This is a genomic window from Nocardia cyriacigeorgica, from assembly GCF_005863245.1.
Classification (GTDB): Bacteria; Actinomycetota; Actinomycetes; order Mycobacteriales; family Mycobacteriaceae; genus Nocardia; species Nocardia cyriacigeorgica_C.
Map to the genome: position 1 here is coordinate 53,956 of NZ_VBUT01000010.1, position 18,975 is coordinate 72,930.

Below are 18,975 nucleotides of genomic sequence, written 5' to 3' on the forward strand. Positions count from 1 at the left end.
CCTCAGGCGCAGCGGCGCAAGACGAGTGCGGCGAGAGTGCGCGCGCAGGCCCGCATTTCGCTGAACAACACGTGGTGCTCGGTATCGGCGCCTGCCCCGCGCGGGCCGAACAGGCAGCATTCGATGCCCGCCCGGCTGAGGTGGGTGGTGTCGTTGCCGCAGAACGAATACGGCAGCGCCAGACCGGTTTCGGTCACCGTGAACTCCGAGACCTGCGGCAGCAGTTCGACCAGATCGCGGACCAGCGCGCCGTCCGCCGCGACGTCCATGGGCGGCATATCGGTGCCACCGACCCGGAACACCGGATCCACCGGATGCTCGACGGTGATATCGGCCTCCGGATACCAGCGGCGCGCGTCCTGGACGAACGTGTCGAGCGCACGCGCCACGTCGGGCGGCTCATACGGCGGCGGGTACCGCAGGTCGATCAGCGCTGTAGCCTTGTCGGCGAGATAGCTGACCCCGGACGGGTCGTGCGCTTCGCCGCGGCCGGCGATCAGCGAGGCCACCTGAAGACGTGGCAGCGGCGGGAAATCCGCGTTGTGCAGACCCAATTCGGCGGCGTCGAGCAGATCGAGGACGCGCCGTAGGACAGCGATCGCGTCGACGCCCTCGTCATGGCGACTGGTGTGCGCGGTGCGACCGCGCACCACCAGGGCGAACTTGTGCACGCCCGCGGTGCGGGTGATGATCCGCCGCACCGAATACGGCTCGGGAACGACCGCCGCCTCGGCGGTGAGCCCGGCGTCGAGGGCGAACCGAGTGCCGACCCCGCCCTGCAATTCACCGGCCACGAATTCCAGCAGCAGTGGCCTGCGCAACGGGATACCGCTGCGCCGCACCGCGATGGCGGCCGCGAGGATGGCCGCCACACCACTTTTCATATTGTGCAGACCAGCCCCGTAGAGCTTGTCGCCGACCAATCGGGCGGTGAACGGATCATCGAGGTGGTCGCGGCCGAGCGGGTCCATATCGAGATGCCCGTTGAGCAGCAGTGCGGGGACGCCGGTATCCGGGCCGAGGCGCGCGATCGTCTGGCACCGGCCCGGCTCCACTTCCTGGAGGTAGGTGTGGATGCCGTTGCGGTGCAGCAGGTCACGGACGACGGTCGCGAGTTCGGTCTCCAGGCCGGTGAACGAGGGGACCGCGGTGATGTCCGCCGCCAGCTCGAGCAGTTGTGCGTCCGGCAGCAACCGGTCCAGATCGTGGTGGTTCACGCCGGCCGGAATCCGGTGAGCAGGACGTCACGATAGGCGGGCCGTTCCGGCTGTTCGGGCTCGACCGGGCTGGTGTAGTGCAGCACCTGCTCGTCATCGAAGACGTAGGAGTCCATCGGGTCGGTCAGTTCGAACCGGCCGATCTCGTCGCGGGTTCCCGCATCGAAGATGCTCGACAGGCCGCCTGCGATATTGCTGCGCCCGATCAGATGCGCGGAACCGGCGAGCAGGCCGTCGCGGTGCACGCCTTCGGGCGCGGGCTCGCCCGGGGCGATGATGCGCATGTAGTGCGCGTCCACCAGGCAGTGCGGCGTCTTGTCCGCATCGAGCACACCGGCGGCGAGCAAGCCCCGCGCGACTGTCCTGGCGATCCGGGCGGTGATGGGGGTGACCGGATGCGCGGCCCCGATCTGGGCGAACTTGCGTTCGATCCCGCCCGCGATCGCATTCACCTCCACCGACTGGAAATACGACAGCGGCTCATCGATCGCCGTGAAGGCCAGATCGGCGCCGACGTCGAGCCGGAAACACTGGTAGGCCCGATGCCGGTACCGCCGGTCCGCCGGCAGCCAGGTGTCGAGTGCGGTGTCCCGATCGAAGGTCTCGCGTAGTACGGCCAGTGCGTCGGCGTCGAGCCGGAAGTCGGCGGCGGTCATCAACCAGGAGCGGGTGTCCTCGGACGGCACGCTCTGCTGGACGCGCAATGTCGACACCTTCCACGAGAGGTCGGGGGACCGTTCGGAACAGTGGTCGGCACCGGCCGATGACCGGGCCAGTGTGCAGCGTAATCCCGGAGCGGGGGCGGCGGGCATCGACCCCGGCGGCGGGTGTCGTCAGTAGCAGGTCAGCGGCTGGAGTGGTTCTGCCGCACGCGGACTCAGGGTTTCGTAGGCGCGGGCGATCGATTCGGTGGCACGGCGCAGGTCGGCCTCGGGGTGGGTGAAGGGCAGGCGCAGGAAACGTTCGAAGGCGCCCTGGACGCCGAAGCGGGGGCCGGCAGCGAGCAGGACGCCGTGGTTGGGGGCGGTGGCCGCCAAGGCAGTCGAGACCGGCGCGGGTAGCTGGGCCCACAACGACATGCCGCCCGCGCCGGTAGCCACCTGCCAATCCGGCAGATGCTCGGCGAGGGCGTCCAGCAGTGCGGCGCGCTGATCGCGCAGTTGGGTGCGGCGCCGGGCCAGGATGGTGTCGGCGTGCTCGAGCAGGTAGGTGGTGGCCAGCTGGTCCATCACCGGGGTGCCGAGGTCGACGGTGGCGCGGATGCCGAGCAGGCGGGTGATCAGGGACTGGCCCGCGCGAATCCAGCCGACGCGCAGACCACCCCAGAACGATTTCGAAGCCGAACCGATGGTGATGATCTCGGTGCCGCGGGCGAACGCGGCGGTCGGCGGGGGCGGCACGTCGTCGGTAAGCGCGAGGTCGGCCATGGATTCGTCGATGATGATCGACATCCTGGTCTCGCGCGCGATCGCGGCGAGTTCGGCGCGGTCCTCGGCGGGCATGAGCAGGCCGGTCGGATTGTTGAAGTCCGGAACGAGATACGCCAGCGAGGCGGCGGTTTGCCGTGCGGCGCTGCGGATTCCGTCGAGATCCCAGCCCGATTCCGGACGCAGCGGCACCGGCACCGGGCGGGCGCCGACATCACGGATGGCTTCAATGGCATTGGGGTAGGTGGGGTGATCGATCAGCACCCGCGCGGCGGGCGGGGCGAGCACGTTGAGCAGCAGGCGCAGGCCGTGCTGGGCGCCGAGGGTCACCAGGATCTGCTCCGGATCGGTGGGCAGGCCGCGCTCGGTGTACCGGCGGGCGACGGCTTCCCGCAAGGCGAGCACGCCGACCGGATCCATGCCGTGGGTGCCGAGATAGGACGGAATACCTTGCAGCGCAGTCGCGTACGCCTGCTCCATCTCCGGCGGCGCGGTCATGGCGGCATAGGTGAGGTCGACGGTCGGCTGATCGGAACCGGCCATCATGGCGAGAATGCCCTTCGCCGGGCGGCTGCCGTCGTGCTGGATGCTCGGCGGCAGCGCGACCGTGCTGCGCGAACCCTGCCGGGTGATCAGGTAGCCGTGCTCGCGCAGCAGCGAGTAGGTGGAGGTGATGGTGGTGCGGCTGACGCCGAGTGTGGCGGCGAGGTCGCGTTCACTGGGCAGGGCGATGCCGAGCGGCGCGCGACCGTCGTGGATGAGCAGCCGGATCCCTTCGGCCAACGCCAGGTAGGCCGGGCGCGCGGGTTTGCGCGAGGACCCGTCGGGTTCCGGGTCGCGCCAGCTGCCGAGATCGCGAGCCAGACCCGCCGCACCGATCACACGTGTCGCCATACAGTCCAGTATTGCGGTAGTGGCTCTTTATCGGCAAGGCCAGTTGTCGCACGCTGGGGAAATGACCCTGCTCGTCACCCTCGCCGTCATCGTGATCTTCAGTCTGCTCGGCTATTACTACGCGCCACGCCATTCCGGGGAAAGCTGGGAGGTGGACCGGCTGCGGCCGCGGGATCCACTCAGCAATCTGCCGGTTTCGCACTATGACGAACAGCGCTTGTTCCGGGATATCGCCGCGGTGTACGCCCGCCGCGAGGACGAGGAACCGCGCGGCGATGACTCCCCGGCGCGACGGCGCGGCCGGCCCGAACCGTCGGCGTGACCGGCCCAGTGATCAGACCAGTCCAGTTTTGCCTACTGGACTGGTCTGATCTCACTTGTCGGTGGTACCGGGCAGACTGTCGGCCATGAACGCAGCAGTCGGCTCGCCGGTGACGGCGGCACTGTTCGATACGGCGATCGGTACCTGCGCGATCGCGTGGCGCGCGGACGCGGTGGTGCGATTCCAGCTACCCGAGGCGAGCCCCGAGGTCACCCGCACGCGGATCCTGCGGGAGAGCCCGGAGTTCGGTCCGGTGATCGAATCCGAACCGGCCGCGGTGATCGCCGACGCCATCGCAGGCATTCGCGCCCACCTCGACGGCGAGCTGGACGACCTGCGCTGGATCACCCTCGACACCAGCACCATCCCGCAGTTCCACCGGTCGGTGTACGAGACGACCCGCGAGATCGACCCCGGCCACACCCTCAGCTACGGCGAGGTGGCCGAACGCGTCGGCGCGGCGGGCGCGGCCCAGGCCGTCGGACAAGCCCTCGGGCGCAACCCGATCCCGCTGATCATCCCCTGCCACCGGGTGCTGGCCGCTGACCACGGCCTGCACGGGTTCTCCGGGCCCGGCGGCATCGACACCAAGCAGCGGCTGCTGCAGATCGAACGGACACCGGGTATCGGGGAACCGACTTTGTTCTGACCTACAGCGTGGCGCCGACGCTCGCCCCGCCCATACCACCGAGCACACCTCCGACCGCACCGCCGGCGACAGCCGCCGGGATGCCGAGCGCGGCCGCTCCCACACCGGCGCCGATGGCAGCACCGGCACCCGTGGTGGCTGCGGCGACCGGCCAGGCGGCGACGAACGCGGCACCCAGCGCGGGCAGGGCCGCGGCACCGGCGGTCGGGATGGCCGTGGCGGCGGTGATGATCGCGCCGGCAGCGGCCGTGCCCGCGACGCCGACGACGAATCCGGCACCCGCGCCGATCGCGGCACCACCGAGCCCGCCGACGACCGCCGCGGGCACACCAGCGATCGCCGCGCCCGCGACTGCACCGCCGACGGCGCCCGCCGCGGTGGCCGCGGCGATCTTGTCGGAACGACTGGGGTTGATGCCGATGGACCGTCCACCGGTGGCGATGGCGGCCTCGGCCTGGGCGGCGGTGCCGTTCACCCCGGCGAGCACATCGTTGGGCACCTCGTCGGGGACGGGGCTGGTGAAGTCGCCGATGCGCAGCGTCCGAGGCGGCGGCGCGATGGGTGCGACCGGCTCGACGGGCCGCGGAGCGTGCAGCTCCTGCGGCTGAATGGGCGGCGCCGGCTCGGAACGGTCCGGAATCGGGCGGGTCTGCGGCGGAGCGGGCTGGAGCGAACGCAGCTCCGGCTCGGCCTCGATCTCGGGCGCCAGCCGGTCGGAGCCGCGAGGGCCGGGATCGACGACGCCGGGCTGACGTGGCGACGGATTGGCGGGAGCCGGAGCGCCGGGAGTGACCACCCCAGGCTGCGGATCGGCCATCGCGGTGCCCGCTGCGGCGACCGCGAGCGCCAGCGGCAGCGCCCCGATCAGCGGCCGCAGCGCCCGCCTGGCCGCCGGATTCTTCACTTCTTCGTACCGACGACCCACGCCGAACACCACCATCGAAACTCGTGCGATTTCCCCCGCCGTTCGGCGCGATCGCAGGCACGATATCCGTAGCCATCGGGAAGCTGTCAAATCGATTCGCCTGGCGTCGGCGGTCGGCCATGCCCCTTTACCAGGCGCTATGCCACGCGCACATTACCGGCTCGCTGTTTGCCGTACCGACCGACTCAGCACGGCGTCTCCCCGCGCAGCAGGGCCGCGAGCGACTCCCGGTCCGTCACATCCATCTTGATGCACGCCCGGTACAGGTGTCCCTCCACCGTTCGCACCGAAACCGTGAGCCGGTCCGCGATTTGGCGATTCGTCAGGCCCGCCGCCACCAGGTTCGCGATCTCGCGTTCGCGCGCGGTGAGCGGAAGTGGTTGCGCCGCTTGCCGAAGCGCGGGCGTGCTCGCCCCGCCGCAGGCAGCGGCGAGCCGATTCGCGGCGGCCGCCGATTCCAGCAGACGGCGCCGGTCGCCCGCGCGTTCGTGGGCCGAGGCGGCTTGCGCGGCGGCGTCCGCGGCCGACAGCATCGCGCCGATACGCTCGAATTCCGTTGCGGCGGCATCGAGTCCGGGGCCGTCGTGTGCGGCGAGTGCGACGGCGTGCCGGGCCTGCACCTGCACCAGCTCACCGTCGACCTTGGCCGCGAGATCGGCGAGCCTGCCCGCCACCGAATGCTCGCCGAAGCGGGCCGCGGTGTGCAATGCCATGGCCTCGATGGCGTGCTGACGGGCGCGGGCGGCGGCGTCGGCGGCGTTCATGGCGATGCGGATGGCGGGCGTGATCGTGCCCTCGGCACCGGCCAGCCACGCTTTGGCGATCTCGAGCTGCGGTTCGTAGACGGCGCTGTGCCTGCCGCCGCGCTCGGTGGCGCCGGCGATGGCCTCGGCGGCGTCACCGGCCCGGCCGAGCGCCGAATACGCCTCGGCCAGCCGCAACCGCGCCGGAAACATCCACGCCGCAGCACCTTCGGTGCTCAAGGCGGCCAGCGCCTGCTCGAGATGTTCGATACCGTCCGGGAACCGGCCCTGCGCCACATCGACGGTGCCCTGCAAGATCTTCGACATCCCCCAGGCCAGGTACTGCCCCGGCGCCGAGTAGCCGAAATAGGCGGTGGCGCAGCGGCGCGCGCCTTCCATATCACCGGTGAAGGTGAGCGCGAGTACCTCGGCGTGGGTGGACATGAAGCGGTTCAGTCCGTCGATGTGGGATTCGACCTCGTGTCCGCGCTGGGCGTACTGCCGGGCGGCCTCACCGCGCCCCATCAGCGCCAGCGCCAGACCACCGCCGAAGGAGGCCCACCACACCGCCCACGGCGGCGCGTCCTCGGTGTTCATCACTGATTCGGCGTCGTCGAACGCGTCGTCGATGCGGTTCTCGTTCACCGCGCACGCCGAGGCCAGACCGGTGAGAATCGCCGCGATCTTCGGATGACTCACCTTCGAGCGCACCAATGCGAGCACCTCGTCGGCGCGGTCGGCATCACCCATGGCCCACAGCAGATTCGACACCCGCGTGCTGCCCCAGCGCGCCAGCTGCACCTCGTTGAGCTGATCCGGGTCGAAGCTGGCCAGGGTGCGTTCGGCCTCGATGCGATGGCCCTGCCACAGCAGCGCCCGCGCCAGCAGATCCGCCGATTCCACGCCGCCGCGACGTTCCACCGCCGCCCGCGCGAACCGTTCGCCCAGCGGCAGATTCGCCAAACCGATGGCATCGGCGGCCGCGGCTTCGAACAGTTCCAGATCGGCGGATTTGTCGCTGTCCAGGGCCAGTTCGGCCAGCCGGATCCGGTCGGCGGCGGAGTTGATCGGACGCTCGCTCAACGCCGAATACAACCGCCCGCGCAGGCGCCGCGCCGAGGCGATACCCAGCCTGCGCCGGATGACCTCGCCGAAGAGCGGATGGTTGTAGCGCACCACCAGTTCGTGGGAGTTCTCCACCACCCGGATGACGCCGCGGTTCTCGGCCGCCTCCACCGCCTCCTCGCCGGCCAGTTCGGCCATCACCTCGAGGTCGATGGGCTCGCAGAAAGTGAGCAGCTCCAGCACCCGCAGCACCGGCTCAGGCAGTTGCTCGACCCGATCCTCCAGCAGCGCCGCCAGTTCCGAGGTGACCGCGGCGCGCCCGCGCAACTGCCAGACCCCGTTGACCTGACGCAGCGAACCGGCTTCCAGCGCACCTTCGACCAAGTGCCGCAGGAACAGCGCGTTACCGCCCGACGATTCCCACATCAGATTCGCGGTGAAACCCTCGAGCTGGCCACCGAGCATCGACTCCACCAGATCCACGCTCTGCCGCTGGCTGAACGGGTTCAAATCGATGCGCAGCAGATGCCCGTCTTTCCACAGCGAGGTGACCGCGTCGGGCACCTGGACCCCGCTGCGCACGGTCGCGACGATGCGGGCGGCACGGTCGATCGCCAACTGCAACAACAGCGTCGCCGACAACTGATCGAGCAGATGGGCGTCGTCGACGCCGATGATGATCGGCCCGTCGGCCAGCAGCGCCTCGCGCGCGGCCGACATGAACGTCACCGGATCGTGCGCGGTGTATACCCCGACCATATGGGCGAATACACCGAGCGGAATGCTGCGCGCGGATTCGGTGCCCGCCACCCAGCGCACATTGCCGCCCACCGCCGCCGTGGCCTGTCTGGCCAGGGTGGTCTTGCCGACACCCGCGTCCCCGGTGAGCACCGCACCGACCGGGCCGTCACCGGTGAGCGCGGAGCGAATCGCCTCGAATTCGGTCGCGCGTTCGATCATCGGCCAGTTCCGAGCCATTTACCTACTGTAGAGGCAAGTGTTTGATTGCGTCGCCTTCGGCGACGCGGGTTCGCGGCCCCTGGGTGTCTCGTGTCTCAGCAACCGCTGCTTGCCTCCGGCGTGCGCAGCGGTCGCTGAGACACGAGACGGCCCGCGAACTTTGGGGCTCGGTCTCGCTTCGCTCGAAAATTGGGGTGACCGGCCGTTGTGACAGGGGGCAGACAGATGTAGCGGCCGCGTGTTGCCGGTCGCTGACGTCGTCCGTCTGCCGCTTGGCGGCTAGTTCTCCAGCACGTCGTGGCGGACGATCGTCTGATCCCGGCCCGGGCCGACGCCGATGCACGACATCCGCGCCCCGGACAGTTCCTCGAGCCGCCGCACGTACGCCTGGGCGTTGGCGGGCAGGTCTTCGAAGGTCCTGGCGTGCGAGATGTCTTCCCACCAGCCGGGCATTTCCTCGTAAATGGGCTTGGCGTGGTGGAACTCGGTCTGGGTGGTCGGCATCTGCTCGACCCGTTCACCGTCGACGTCGTAGGCCACGCAGATCGGCACCGTCTCCAGGCTCGACAGCACGTCGAGCTTGGTCAGGAAGTAGTCGGTGATGCCGTTGACGCGGGTGGCGTAGCGGGCGATCACGGCGTCGAACCAGCCGCAGCGGCGGGCCCGGCCGGTGGTCACGCCGACCTCGCCGCCGGTCTTGGCCAGGTAGGCACCGGATTCGTCGAACAGCTCGGTCGGGAACGGGCCCGAGCCCACGCGCGTGGTGTAGCACTTGAGGATGCCGAGCACGGTGCTGATCTTGTTGGGTCCGATGCCCGCGCCGACGGCCGCGCCGCCGGAAGTCGGGTTGGACGAGGTGACGTAGGGGTAGGTGCCGTGGTCGACGTCGAGCAGGGTGCCCTGCGAGCCTTCCAGCAGCACCGTCTCGCCCCGCTCGAGCGCCTGGTTCAGCTTCAGCCTGGTGTCGCTGATGCGGTGCTTGAAACGCTCGGCCTGCTCGAGCACCTCGTCGACCACCTGCTGCGGTTCGAGCGCGCGGCGGTTGTAGATCTTGACCAGCACCTGGTTCTTGAACTCGAGCGCGGCCTCCACCTTCTGGGTGAGGATCTTCTCGTCGAGCACGTCGGCGACCCGGACACCCACGCGGGCGACCTTGTCCTGGTAACAGGGGCCGATACCGCGGCCGGTGGTGCCGATCTTGTTGTTGCCGAGGAAGCGTTCGGTGACCTTATCGATGGCCACGTGGTACGGCATGATCAGGTGCGCGTCGGCAGAGACCAGCAGGCCGGAGGTGTCGACGTCGCGCTGCTCGAGGCCGGCGAGCTCGTCGAGCAGGACGCCGGGATCGATCACGACACCGTTGCCGATGACGTTGGTGACGCCGGGAGTGAGGATGCCGGACGGGATCAGGTGCAAGGCGAAGTTGTCACCGTTGGGCAGCACCACGGTGTGACCGGCATTGTTGCCGCCCTGGTACCGAACCACCCATTGCACGCGCCCACCGAGTAGATCGGTAGCTTTGCCCTTGCCCTCGTCGCCCCACTGGGCGCCGATGAGGACGATTGCCGGCATGGTCGTGTCTCCTACGGTTCGACGCGCAACACCGTGTGTGTTGCAGCTACCTGCCCGTATCGAGGCGGTGGCCGGAAGCACAGTCTAGTAGACCACCTGCGCGGGCCCAGTCGGGCCGGGCGCAGCACCCTGGTTGCGATCCCGGCAACGCATCGCCGCAAGCCGTCCGCGACCAGGAACACCGGCCGGTCAGACCTCCGATTTCGAGCGAAGCGAGACCGAGCATCAATGTTCGCGGCCCGTCTCGCGTTTCCGCTGCCGCTGCGCACGCCGAAGGCAAGCAGCGGCAGCGGAGGCGCGAGACACCCAGCGGCCGCGAACCGCGACGCCGCAGGCGGTGCAAGACAAAACACAGCCGCAGGCGGCGCCGAACAAACACGGCTATGGTTGCTGCTAGTGGATGTCGAAGGCGTCCGGGTGAAGCGGTAGTGCGACCGACGGGAGTCGGCCGGATTCGAGGAGGGTGTACGGCAGTTTGAGTACCCACGTTCTCCGTTGCGACGGCGCACCGGTACCGATTGCCCTCGCCTCCCAGCCGACCACCCAGACCGACGCGATACCCGATACCGGCGAGATCGACGAACTGCTCCCGGTGCTCGCCGCCGACAGCCTGCCCCGCTTGATCGTGCTCGGTGACGACGCCGCGCTGGCCACGGTGCTCACCCATCTGATGCGCACCGAGCGGCTGAACGTGGAAATCGGCTACGTCCCGGTCGACAAGACCTACGGTTCCCGCGCCTACGAGACCGGCACCGGCAATGCCGCGGCCAAACGCGCGCTGGAGGGCCGGGCCACCGAGGTGCCGCTGATCCGCGACGACACCGGAACGGTGCTCGTCGGGCGCGCCAGGCTGGAAGGGGTCGGAGGCGAAAAGCTCGAGGGCGAAGCGTATGTCGACGACACGCTGCTGTTCTCCGGCAAGGTCGCCGCCATGCTCGTCTCGCCGACACTGGAACTGCCCGGCGTGCGCGCCACCGTCAAGCGCGGCGTGCGCAAACGACGATGGGTCAGCGGGCGCGCCGCACAGCTTGGCACCCCCGGCGCGCGAGTCACCCGGGACGGCATCGCCGGTGATCGCACCGTGCCGCGATCGACCTTCTACCGTCATCACGAACCCTGGCTGCTGGTCCGATGAGCTTTCCCACCCAGGCCCGCCGCTCCGGTGCGGTGCGGCCTAGCCCCATCTTCCTGCTGGTCGTCGCGATCACCGTGCTCGGCGGGGCGCTGGCCTGGGACGCCGATCTGGACTCGGTGCGCGCCAAGGCCGGTGTGTTCCTGCTGGTGGTGTTCGGCTGGATCGTCAGCCTGTGCCTGCACGAATTCGCGCATGCGTATGTGGCGTGGCGGGCCGGCGACCGCGAGGTGGAGCTGCGCGGCTACCTGACCCTGAACCCGTTGAAGTACAGCCATCCGCTGCTGTCGATCGTGTTGCCGATCGTGTTCATCGCGCTCGGCGGGATCGGTCTGCCCGGCGGTGCGGTCTATGTACACGCGCACAATTTCTCCACCCGGATCCAGCGCATCATCAGCGGTGCCGGGCCCGCGGTGAATGTGGCGTGCGCGGCGCTGCTGTTGATCGTGGTGCGGCTGTTCGGCAGCGCCGAGGAACATGCCGCGTTCTGGTTCGGGCTCAGCTTCCTGGCGTTTCTCCAGGTGACGGCCGCGCTGCTGAATCTGATCCCGATTCCCGGGCTGGATGGGTACGGCATCCTGGAGCCGTCGCTGAGCTATCAGACCCGCCGCGCGCTCGACCAGTTCAAGCCGTTCGGCATGCTGATCCTGTTCGCGCTGCTGTTCACTCCGGCGATCAACCAGGTGTTCTTCGACGCGGTGTACGCGCTCTACGAGCTGTCCGGGGTGCCGTCGCTGTGGTCACGCTGGGGCGGATATCTCACCCGCTTCTGGACCTGACACAACACAGGGCCGCCCGGTCGATGGACCGGACGACCCTGGTCTTCGCCGGTGCGTCGCGGCCCCAGCTCGCCGGCCACCACACCAACAATGGCCGGTTGCGCGTCGCGACGTGCGGCGAAGTGTGTGACCGCGCCACCCCTCGTCGGCTCGGTCGGTTCTCACCGTAGGGACGGGTGGACGGCATCGCCTGAGTAGCGGACTACGCGAAGATCAACCCGGCAGCCGCCGCAGCCGCGGCTCGCGCACGCAGACGAAGCGGGCATACGCGGGGTGGATCGAGTAGTCCTCGGCGCGGCGACGGTTCGACGCTGGTCAGTGGCCGCTCAGGGTGTTGCGATCCACCGGGACAAGCCCGCGCCGGTCTCAGTCCTCCGGCCGCACATACGGATTCGGCACCGTCGGCGGAAGCAGCGCGATCGCGGAGATGCGCTGCATACCGCACACCTGCATGAGATCGACCACCGTCGAACGCACCTGCGCGAACACCACATGCGCCGAAAGCCCTGCCCCGGCAACGAGCTCCGGACGCGCGCCCTTGGCAACCGAGCGCAGCACCCGGGCGGCTTCGGCCTGATCGGGTTGTTCACCGGGGTCGGCCAGCATCATCCGGCGCACCACATCGACGGCGTGACCGAGGCTTTCCACCTCGTCGATCAGGCGGGGATCGAGGATCTCGTCGTCGCGCACCAGGGTCAGGCCGCGGCGCAGCAGCACGCGAGTGTTGCGGACGGCGTTGTCGAGCGGGTCGGCGGTCGCGCGGATGCGTTCGAGCCGTTTGCGCGAATTCCAGTACAGCGGGGAGATGCGGCTGATCTCCCGGCCGCCCTCCAGGGTCTTGCGCAGTGAGTCCAGTTGGGATTGGGTCGCCCGGACCGCGGTCAGCGCGTTGTGCACCTTGTCGGCGTCCTGTTCGAGCAGGCCCGCCGCACCGTCGACCAGCGATTTGCCCATCACGCCGAGGATTTCCGCGGCCTGCTCCCTGGCCCGGCGCACCGGATGCAACGGGATCGCGGCCACGACGACCACACCGACCAGACCGCCGACGAGCGCGTCGATCATCCGGGAGAACCCACCACCGGCAGCGGGTGGCAGCAGCGTCGCGACCAGCACGGCCGAACCTGCGGCCTGCATGGCGATGATGGTGCCGCCGTCGAGGAACACCGCCAGGCTCATGGCGACGCCGACGACCAGCGCGATCTGCCAGACCCCGGTGCCCACCTGGGAGATGAACAGATCGCCGATGCCGATGCCGACCGCCACGCCGACGACGAGCTCCACCGAACGCTTCAACCGGGCGCCGAAGGAGATGCCGATCGACACCACAGCCGCCGTCGGCGCGAAGAAGGGCTGGGTATGCCCGATGACGTAGTGCGCGATGAACCAGGCCAGCGCGGCGCCGAGCGAGCACTGCAGGATCGGCAGCGCGGAAAGGCGCAGGCGCGTCCATGAGCTGCGCAGCCGGTCCACGCCACCGGCCCGGGCGAGGGCGACGCGAGAGTTCGGGTCGATCAACTCGGGGTCTGTCCGGTTGTCAATCCAGGCCGAGTTCCGCGGCGGCGCGCGGATCGCAATCCTCGAGCAGGTCGAGGCAGCGGGCGTATTCGTCGGATTCGCCGATGGCACGCGCGGCCCTGGCCAGCGCGCCGACACTGCGCAGGAAACCCTGGTTGGGCTCGTGGCTCCACGGCACCGGGCCGAAACCCTTCCAGCCGTTGCGGCGCAACAGATCGAGGCCGCGGTGATAGCCGGTGCGGGCGAAGGCGTAGGCCGCGACGACGTCATGGTTGACGCCTTCCCCTGCGGCCTCCGCGCGAGCGAGTGCGGCCTCGGCCAGATGCGCCCACGCGATCGAGGCGGCCGGATGATCGGCCGCGACCTGCACCGGATCGGCCTTGGCGAGGAGCGCGTCCTCGGCATCGGAGATTTCCGGCAGCAGTACCGGTTGCGGTCCGAGCAGATCACCGAACGAGGTCATGGGGTTCATTGTGCACCGCCGGTGCGGTGGTGGGGATGCGCGGGGCGATCGGGTCCGGTTGGTCTGCGCGGCGCAGGGCCGGCCGACGGGGGACGCGAGACGATCGACGCGAGGGGCGTGCTGCGCCACCCCCGGGCCGGTGAACTCCGGCGCGAGCAGGTCCGCCAACACGCTGGGCCGGGCGGCCTGGAACGCGGCGGGGCATTGGCAGCCGGGGTGGGGCGCGGCGCATTAGGCTGGCCGTCGAGTTCACAATGTTCCGCTGAGCGAGGGGTAGTGGTGTCCGACCCGAACGACGACAAGAACCCGGTGCGCAAACCCGCCGACGCCCGCACGACGGACGCCCCGGCCGCACCGCCCACCTCTGCCGCCGACGGGACCCAGCCCACCTCGCCGACCGCCACGAACACATCCGACGCCGACCCCGATGCGCCCACCAAGGCGTTGAAGCAGGTGCCCGCCGGTGGTTCGGAAGGCCGTACCGAACCGCGGAACTCGACCGGGACCGCCGAGGCCACCAGCAGCGCGGATACACCCGCCGGCAGCGTCTCCGATTCCGCCACGGACACGAATTCACCTGCGCCACAACCTCCGTCGGGCGCCGATGATGACGCCGAGACCGAGGCCATCCCGGCACCGGGCGCCGCCGGGAAGCAGGGCACATCCGGCCGGCCGATCACCGACGACGCTGATGCCGATGCGAAGACTGTCGCCATGCGCCGCGTCGCCCCGGCCGCCGAGGCAGCCGCAGCTGCCTCGAACGCTCCGAAAGCCGCAGGCTCATCCGAGCAGAGCAGCTCCGCGGCCGACGGTGCCGGGCCCGCTGCTGACGACGCGTCCGATCCCTCCCGCCGAGGTCACGCAGCCGCAACCAGCTCGGACAAATCTGCCCGCCCCACCGCGACGGGCGCTGATGCGGGAGCCGCCGCCGCAGGATCCGAAGCAAACGCCGCCGAGGGAGGCCGGCCCGCCACTGACGAGACGTCCGATCCCACCGGCCGAGGTCCCGCAGCCGCAACCAGCTCGGACAAGCCTGCCCGCGCCACCGCGGCCGGCGCTGCTGGAACCGCTGCCGCGGGAGCCGGTGCCGCGGCGGCCGAAACTGACGCCTCCGGCGCGGCCGGCGAGGGCGCCGAAGCGGGCACGCCGGCCGACGCGGACCGAGGCACCGCCGCCGATGGTGCCGACGCCACGAAATCGGCAGATGACGCCGAGCCCGTCGATGGGGCCGACGCCGCACGCACCGACGACACCGCCGAGCAGGCGGACAACGCCGGACCCGCCGCGTCGGCGCAGGGAGCGCCGGGGGACGGTACCGACGAGTCGACCGACGGCTCCGATGCTGCGGATGCCGCCGCGGACGGCGACGAAGCCCCCGGCGCCTCGGATCCGGCGCCCACCGCCGCCGACCCCACCGGCGACGCCGAGACCGTGCAGATGCGCGCGGTGCCGAACCCGGCCGACGCGCAGACCGTCGCCATTCCGGTACAGCGCCCTGCCGGCACCGATCGGGTGGCGGGCGCTGGTGCGCGCCAGCCGCTGAGCAAGCCGCCGACCACGCCGCGTCCGGCGGCGGGGCCGAAGCAGGCCGGCGCGCACGGGCCGTCGGGTCCCGAGCACGGTGGCGTGCCGCCACAGGGTCCACAGCACGGTGGCCCCGGCGGGCCGTTGCGGAAGGCGCCGCAACAGCGCGGCCCGCAACAAGGCGCCCCTGGAGGACCGAAGCAGGGCGGGCCCGGGCAGGGCGCTCCCGGACGGCCGCAGCAGCATGCACCGCACGGCGGTCCCGGCGGACCAGGGCAGAAACCACCACAGCAGGGTGGACAGTCAGGCGCACCGAAATCCGCGAACCCCGCGGCGGCAGCCGGCGCCCAGCAGCAGGGGCCCGGTACCAAGCAGCGCCCGGGCAGCGCGCCCTCACCCGCGGATATGCAGCCGACGACGCCCGCGCAGTCGCTGGCGGGCGGCCCGCGTCCGCCGCAGCCGCGTCCGGTGGCGGCACCGCAACGGGTGGAGCCCGCTGCGCCGGAACCCGAGGCGAAGTCCGGTCGTCGATCCAACCGGTGGTTGCTGGCAGTGGCCGGTGCTGTGGTGCTGGTGGTCGGGCTCATCGCCGTGGTGCTGGTAGCGGTCGTCGGCGGAGAGGACAACTCGCCCGAGGCGCAGATCCGCAGAACCATCGGCAGCTACACCCAGGCGTTGAAGAACGGCGATCTGGAGACCCTGCGATCCACCACCTGCGGTTCGCTGCACGAGTTCTACCGGGGCATTCCCGATGATCAGTTCGCGGGCGTGCACCAGCAGTCGGTGGAGCAGGGCAGTATCCCGGTGGTCGAGCACATCCAGGCCATCCGGATCACCGAGAACACCGCCATCGCCCAGGCCACCGTCTACACCAAGGCGGATCCGGCGCGCTCGGCGCGGACGTTCGATCTCCAGCACACCGAGGACGGCTGGAAGGTCTGTGACCCGCCGGACAGCGCACCGTAACGATCCGGCGGCGAGCACGCCGTATCCGGTATCGAAGGTCACAGTTACCCCCTCCTAGCTGGTCGCTGGTCCGAATCGCCAGTAGCATGGCCCGGATCATGGGCAGGGAACAATCGATGGCGCGGCCGGACGAGGTGGTGCGGACGGCAAAGCTCGCGGGGCGGCGATTCCGGATCCGGGATCACTACGAGGTGGGCCGGGAAAAGATCCGCGAGTTCGCGCGCGCGGTGCAGAACGATCACCGCGCGCATCAGCACGAGGTCGATGCGCGCAAGCTGGGCTACGACGGCGTCATCGCCCCGCCGACCTTCGCCTCGGTGATCGGCATGACCGCGACCAGGGCGCTGCTCGATTCGGTGCTCACCGAATACGACCTGTCCCAGATCCTGCAGACCGACCAGGTGTTCCGGGTGCACCGGCCGATGGTGGCCGGTGACCGGATCACCAGCGAGGTCGAGATCGAATCGATCCGGCAATTCAACGACAACGACTTCATCCACGTGAACTTCGTGTTGAAGAACCAGGACGACGAGATCGCGCAGGTGGGTTCGTCCACGATCGTGGCAAGGCGCGGGGTGGAGGTGGCCCCCGATATCACCGAAGCGGTCGCGAACATCATGATGCACGGCCGCGCCGACGTCGCGCACACCGCGCTCGGCGATCTGGGCGCGCTCATCGAATTGGACGCCAACACGCTCGACACCGCCTCGACCCCTGCCCCGGCTCCGGTACATCCGGTCCCCGAGTTCGATCGGCTGTCGGAGGGCGAGGAGATCGACCTCGGTACCTCCTGGCTGACCCGCGGCGATCTGGCGAATTACGCGGGCGTGTCCGGCGACTCGAACCCCATCCATTTCAGCGAGCACGCCGCCAAGCTGGCGGGCCTGCCGACGACGGTGGCGCACGGCCTGCTCACCATGGGCCTGGCCGGCGGAAAGCTCACCTCCTGGCTGGGCGATCCGACCGCGATCGAATCGTTGAGCGTGCGCTTCGCCGGATATGTGCCGGTGGAAGCCGACGCCCGCAGCGCCGTCGAGTTCTCCGGCAGGATCAAGAAACTCGATCCGCAGCGACGCACCGCGACCGTCGTGCTGTCCGGGAAATCGCAGGGCCGCAAGCTTTTCGGTCGCGCGATCGCCGAAGTCCGGCTCGGCTGAGCAGCGAGGTCCCAATCCGGGTTCAACCGCGAGTCCGAGTTCGCGCTGAGCAGCGAGGTCGAGCTCGGCTCAGCTGCTCGCCTCATTCCAGCTTCGCGTGCATCAGGTAGACGTTGTAATCGCTCCACGTGGTGATGTTGAAGTAGAGGTCGTTGCCCGATGACCACGGGTGGATGAATCCGCCGTACAGCTCCGGGTAATCGCGCACCGTCACCGTCGGCGTGCCATCCGACCACACACCCTGCGGCGAATTCGCTTCGCGCACAACGATGGCGGCCTTGGCGGTGTCCAGGTAACTCATCTGCCAGACGTCGCGTTCGGCGTCATATCGCACCGACAGCTCACCGGCGGGCCCGTTGACGACGGGAGTGGCAGCACCCGCGCCGCCGACCGGCGTCCAGGAGCCGTCGCGCCAGTACTGATACGCCGTGGTGTTGAGGATCTGATCCTTGGGCACCCGCGCCAGCCCGACGGCACCGAGCCGGGTATTCGGCGTGCCGAACATGTACACGTGCTCGCCGTGCGGAACCATCGCGCTCACTTGGAAATTCGCGAGCCCGAAGATGTTGTCCCAGCGCGCGTGCGGATCCTTGGTCCAGGTCTGGCCGTGATCGTCGGAGTAGGCGATGCCGCCGTAGTTCGTGAAGAAGGTGCCGGGCAGGCTGTTCCAGGTGCGAATCGACATGTAGCTCATGTACTGCCGCTCGCCCAGCGCGAACCCCGAAGTGGGAATGGTGGTGACCTCGACGTTGTCGAGTTTGCGGCTGGAGAGCACCTCGGCGGCGTGGCAGCGGCTGTCGGTGACCATCCGGTCGTAGGTCATACCGTCGTCCAGCGTGCGGTCGGTGCTGAAGGCCAGCACATTGCTGCGCCAGTCGCCGCCCATGCCGCCCGGCGGATGGAAGCCGCGCCCGACGGTGTCACCGAAGGCGGTGGCGATCTCGCCGGGCGCCGATTCCCACATGATGCCCAGGTCGGTGCCCTGCACCTGCCAGCGCTTATCGGTGCGGTTGACCGAATTCGCCCCGGTCTGCTTGGCCACCTCGCGCACCGCGCCGACCTTCGGGGCGGGCCGGACAGCCGTCTGCGGTGCGGCCTCGACCGGCGGCTGGACCGGCGGCGGTGGCGGCGGTACCGGACCGGGATCAGGCCCGGGACCGGGAATCGCGAAGTGGAACGGTTTGGGGCTCAACAGGATTTCCGGGATGCCGAGCTGCTCGGCAAGACTTGGCGGCTGCGCGGGCTCATCGGTCAGATCCGGGCAAGGATCCATACACGGATCGGCGGGCAGATCCATCTGCACCCGGGTCGGTTTCGGTTCCGGCGGTTGCGGCGGCAGCACGGTGATGACCGGGTAGGGAATCGGCACCTCGAGTGTTTCCGGGATCAGCGGCTCATGCGTCGGCGTGGGATCGGTGCGGCACGGCCCGCTGCCCGGCACACCTGTCTGCGGTCCCGCGTCCGCTGTCACCGGCTCCGCGCACACCATCGCACCCGCGCCGAAGACCACCGCGCCGAGCGCGGCCATCACCCGCCTCGCCATCGTCGACCCCTCGTTCCATGGCTATCCGTGGAAGTTCCGCACCAGCGTGTGACCCTACCGGCCCACCGGCTGCCGGACCGGCCGAACTCGCGCGAACGACGGTGGTGGCAGCGCCGGATCGG

The 18,975-nt window shown here is 69.7% G+C and carries 15 protein-coding genes; 6 read left to right on the top strand and 9 right to left on the bottom strand.

The genetic code is table 11. From position 1 onward, the window contains the following. Positions 1–2 precede the first annotated feature (2 nt). From FEK34_RS23395 to FEK34_RS23405, 3 genes are all read right to left on the bottom strand, one after another. Positions 3–1,217 (bottom strand): M20 family metallopeptidase, encoded by a 1,215-nt coding sequence (locus tag FEK34_RS23395; protein WP_138451048.1) that lies wholly within the window; start codon positions 1,215–1,217, stop codon positions 3–5. Continuing rightward, positions 1,214–1,921: a 2OG-Fe dioxygenase family protein gene (locus FEK34_RS23400; protein WP_171048351.1), complete on the bottom strand. Its 708-nt coding sequence runs from the start codon at positions 1,919–1,921 to the stop codon at positions 1,214–1,216. Before FEK34_RS23400 ends, FEK34_RS23395 begins: the two co-directional genes overlap by 4 nt. 129 nt (positions 1,922–2,050) lie before the next feature. Next, positions 2,051–3,538, bottom strand: a complete 1,488-nt coding sequence (locus FEK34_RS23405; protein WP_138451052.1) for a PLP-dependent aminotransferase family protein — start codon at positions 3,536–3,538, stop codon at positions 2,051–2,053. 61 nt (positions 3,539–3,599) lie between these two features. On the opposite strand from FEK34_RS23405, the gene FEK34_RS23410 reads away from it, so the two are divergent. Further along, positions 3,600–3,860, top strand: coding sequence for a hypothetical protein (locus FEK34_RS23410; RefSeq protein WP_138451054.1), 261 nt, complete (start codon positions 3,600–3,602; stop codon positions 3,858–3,860). An 85-nt stretch (positions 3,861–3,945) separates the two neighbouring features. After that, positions 3,946–4,509, top strand: a complete 564-nt coding sequence (locus FEK34_RS23415) for a methylated-DNA--[protein]-cysteine S-methyltransferase (RefSeq protein ID WP_138451056.1) — start codon at positions 3,946–3,948, stop codon at positions 4,507–4,509. A 1-nt stretch (position 4,510) separates the two neighbouring features. On the opposite strand, the gene FEK34_RS23420 is transcribed toward FEK34_RS23415, so the two are convergent. The 3 genes from FEK34_RS23420 to FEK34_RS23430 all read right to left on the bottom strand — a co-directional run bounded on the left by FEK34_RS23420 (position 4,511) and on the right by FEK34_RS23430 (position 9,774). Further along, complete coding sequence (locus FEK34_RS23420) at positions 4,511–5,434, bottom strand: hypothetical protein (protein WP_249359528.1); 924 nt, start codon at positions 5,432–5,434, stop codon at positions 4,511–4,513. Between the two features lie 185 nt (positions 5,435–5,619). Beyond that, positions 5,620–8,220, bottom strand: a complete 2,601-nt coding sequence (locus FEK34_RS23425) for a helix-turn-helix transcriptional regulator (protein WP_138451059.1) — start codon at positions 8,218–8,220, stop codon at positions 5,620–5,622. A 261-nt stretch (positions 8,221–8,481) separates the two neighbouring features. Further along, the gene (locus tag FEK34_RS23430; protein WP_138451061.1) at positions 8,482–9,774 is read right to left on the bottom strand and encodes an adenylosuccinate synthase; all 1,293 of its coding nucleotides are present in this window, start codon (positions 9,772–9,774) and stop codon (positions 8,482–8,484) included. Between the two features lie 475 nt (positions 9,775–10,249). Between FEK34_RS23430 and FEK34_RS23435 the strand changes: the two genes are divergently transcribed. Next, positions 10,250–10,909 carry a hypothetical protein gene (locus tag FEK34_RS23435; protein ID WP_249359530.1) on the top strand — a complete coding sequence of 220 codons (660 nt, stop codon included), beginning with the start codon at positions 10,250–10,252 and terminating at the stop codon, positions 10,907–10,909. Beyond that, the gene (locus FEK34_RS23440; RefSeq protein WP_138451066.1) at positions 10,906–11,685 is read left to right on the top strand and encodes a site-2 protease family protein; all 780 of its coding nucleotides are present in this window, start codon (positions 10,906–10,908) and stop codon (positions 11,683–11,685) included. The genes FEK34_RS23435 and FEK34_RS23440 overlap by 4 nt, the downstream gene beginning before the upstream one ends. A 366-nt stretch (positions 11,686–12,051) precedes the next feature. Here the strand turns inward: FEK34_RS23440 and FEK34_RS23445 are convergent, their stop codons facing one another. Then, the gene (locus FEK34_RS23445) at positions 12,052–13,200 is read right to left on the bottom strand and encodes an FUSC family protein (RefSeq protein WP_171048352.1); all 1,149 of its coding nucleotides are present in this window, start codon (positions 13,198–13,200) and stop codon (positions 12,052–12,054) included. Between the two features lie 19 nt (positions 13,201–13,219). Further along, the gene (locus FEK34_RS23450; RefSeq protein ID WP_138451068.1) at positions 13,220–13,663 is read right to left on the bottom strand and encodes a DUF3151 domain-containing protein; all 444 of its coding nucleotides are present in this window, start codon (positions 13,661–13,663) and stop codon (positions 13,220–13,222) included. Positions 13,664–13,942: 279 nt separating this feature from the next. On the opposite strand from FEK34_RS23450, the gene FEK34_RS30480 reads away from it, so the two are divergent. Beyond that, complete coding sequence (locus FEK34_RS30480) at positions 13,943–16,153, top strand: Rv0361 family membrane protein (protein ID WP_212748812.1); 2,211 nt, start codon at positions 13,943–13,945, stop codon at positions 16,151–16,153. A gap of 98 nt (positions 16,154–16,251) precedes the next feature. Beyond that, a complete protein-coding gene (locus FEK34_RS23460) occupies positions 16,252–17,310 on the top strand; it encodes a fused (3R)-hydroxyacyl-ACP dehydratase subunits HadA/HadB (protein WP_249359531.1) in 1,059 nt (352 codons plus the stop codon). Between the two features lie 82 nt (positions 17,311–17,392). On the opposite strand, the gene FEK34_RS23465 is transcribed toward FEK34_RS23460, so the two are convergent. After that, the gene (locus tag FEK34_RS23465; protein WP_138451069.1) at positions 17,393–18,853 is read right to left on the bottom strand and encodes a DUF4185 domain-containing protein; all 1,461 of its coding nucleotides are present in this window, start codon (positions 18,851–18,853) and stop codon (positions 17,393–17,395) included. Positions 18,854–18,975 lie beyond the last annotated feature (122 nt).

Coding starts and splice junctions, on each gene's coding strand:
- FEK34_RS23405 (WP_138451052.1), bottom strand. CDS start 3,538: ATGGCGACACGTGTGATCGGTGCGGCGGGTCTGGCTCGCGATCTCGGC.
- FEK34_RS23410 (WP_138451054.1), top strand. CDS start 3,600: ATGACCCTGCTCGTCACCCTCGCCGTCATCGTGATCTTCAGTCTGCTC.
- FEK34_RS23415 (WP_138451056.1), top strand. CDS start 3,946: ATGAACGCAGCAGTCGGCTCGCCGGTGACGGCGGCACTGTTCGATACG.
- FEK34_RS23425 (WP_138451059.1), bottom strand. CDS start 8,220: ATGGCTCGGAACTGGCCGATGATCGAACGCGCGACCGAATTCGAGGCG.
- FEK34_RS23430 (WP_138451061.1), bottom strand. CDS start 9,774: ATGCCGGCAATCGTCCTCATCGGCGCCCAGTGGGGCGACGAGGGCAAG.
- FEK34_RS23440 (WP_138451066.1), top strand. CDS start 10,906: ATGAGCTTTCCCACCCAGGCCCGCCGCTCCGGTGCGGTGCGGCCTAGC.
- FEK34_RS23450 (WP_138451068.1), bottom strand. CDS start 13,663: ATGACCTCGTTCGGTGATCTGCTCGGACCGCAACCGGTACTGCTGCCG.
- FEK34_RS23460 (WP_249359531.1), top strand. CDS start 16,252: ATGGGCAGGGAACAATCGATGGCGCGGCCGGACGAGGTGGTGCGGACG.
- FEK34_RS23465 (WP_138451069.1), bottom strand. CDS start 18,853: ATGGCGAGGCGGGTGATGGCCGCGCTCGGCGCGGTGGTCTTCGGCGCG.